Origin of the sequence: Leptolyngbya cf. ectocarpi LEGE 11479 (assembly GCF_015207065.1) — a bacterium.
Taxonomy (GTDB): Bacteria; Cyanobacteriota; Cyanobacteriia; order Phormidesmidales; family Phormidesmidaceae; genus Leptothoe; species Leptothoe ectocarpi.
This window is the reverse complement of record NZ_JADEXP010000641.1, coordinates 1-1,222: the sequence shown is the minus strand read 5'-3', so window position 1 is coordinate 1,222 and position 1,222 is coordinate 1. Positions and strand designations below refer to the sequence as shown.

Genomic DNA, 1,222 nt, shown 5'->3' with positions numbered 1-1,222 from the left:
TCTCTCAAAATGCGGTGGAATATTTCTATGTCAACAGTGACGGAGCCAAGCGCAGCGAAGCCCGCACCTCCGCATCGGTTTATCTCTACACCAAAACTGAGCAGGAGGGTCGCAAACCCCGTTCTGGCCACGCCGTACGCATTGGTGTGGGTCCCGACCAGCTGGATGTCGATGGCTGTTTGCAAGAAGCCACCGACAAAACCCTCAGCCATCTAGAGTACAAAAAAATCGAGTCGGGCAAATATCGTATTGTCTTCTCGCCGAGCGCATTTTTGAGTCTGATCCGGGCCTTTGGCAATCTGTACAACGCCCAGAGTGTGCTCGATAAGCGCAGTCTGTCCACCGCCGAGAGCCTAAATACTGCCGTGGCCTCACCCCTACTGTCGATCTATGACGATGCCCTGCATCCCGGCAATGTTGGTCCAGAAACCTTTGACGGTGAGGGTACCCCCACCCGCCGTCTGCCCATTATTGAAAAAGGCGTACTCACACATTTTCTCCACAGTGCAGGAACTGCCAAGCGTCTGGGGGCCACCCCCACTGGCCACGCTAGCATCGGTGCCAAAGTCAGTGTGGGCTCCCACTTTCTCCATGTGACCCAGGGCGAAGCCGCAGACACCACCTACAGCCTGGAAGGGGCAGAAAATGTGGTTCTGATTGATGATTTGCAGGCTCTCCACGCCGGGGTCAATGCCCTGCAAGGATCTTTCTCCCTCCCCTTTGACGGCTGGCTAGTCCACAAGGGGCAACGCACCAGCATTGAATCGGCCACCGTCGCTGGTGATTTCCATCAGCTGCTCCAGTCGATTATTTATGTCTCTCCTGATGAAGAAATTACCCCCAGCGGTGTGGCTCCCCATGTGTGGGTAGATGAGCTATCGATCACGGGAGAATAGTACTCATCAGGCCAGGCAGTGCATCAGACCCACTCATTTTGTGGTTTACCAGGGCTGTGTGAAGCTGTCCCTTGAACTAACTTGAAGCTTGTCTTAAGTGTCAGGAAAAATGGCTGAATTCACGGCCATTCTTGCGTAAGATGAGATGCCTGATTGTATCGGTACACTGTCCTTTCATCGGTGTCAACACATCATTCACCAGATTTAGATATTTGCCGTGGCTAATTCTGAGGATAGACCCATCTGTTAAAAATGCTCCGTACCGGCATATTGCAGATGAAGTCATACTGCGGATCAGCAACGCCAGATATTTTCATGTTGAAGAT

The 1,222-nt window shown here is 52.5% G+C and carries 1 protein-coding gene; it reads left to right on the top strand.

Annotation, left to right across the window (positions count from 1 at the left end):
* Positions 1 to 896 (top strand): TldD/PmbA family protein (locus IQ260_RS30685; protein ID WP_193996817.1); only part of this gene is annotated, 896 nt, incomplete at its 5' end.
* Positions 897 to 1,222 lie beyond the last annotated feature (326 nt).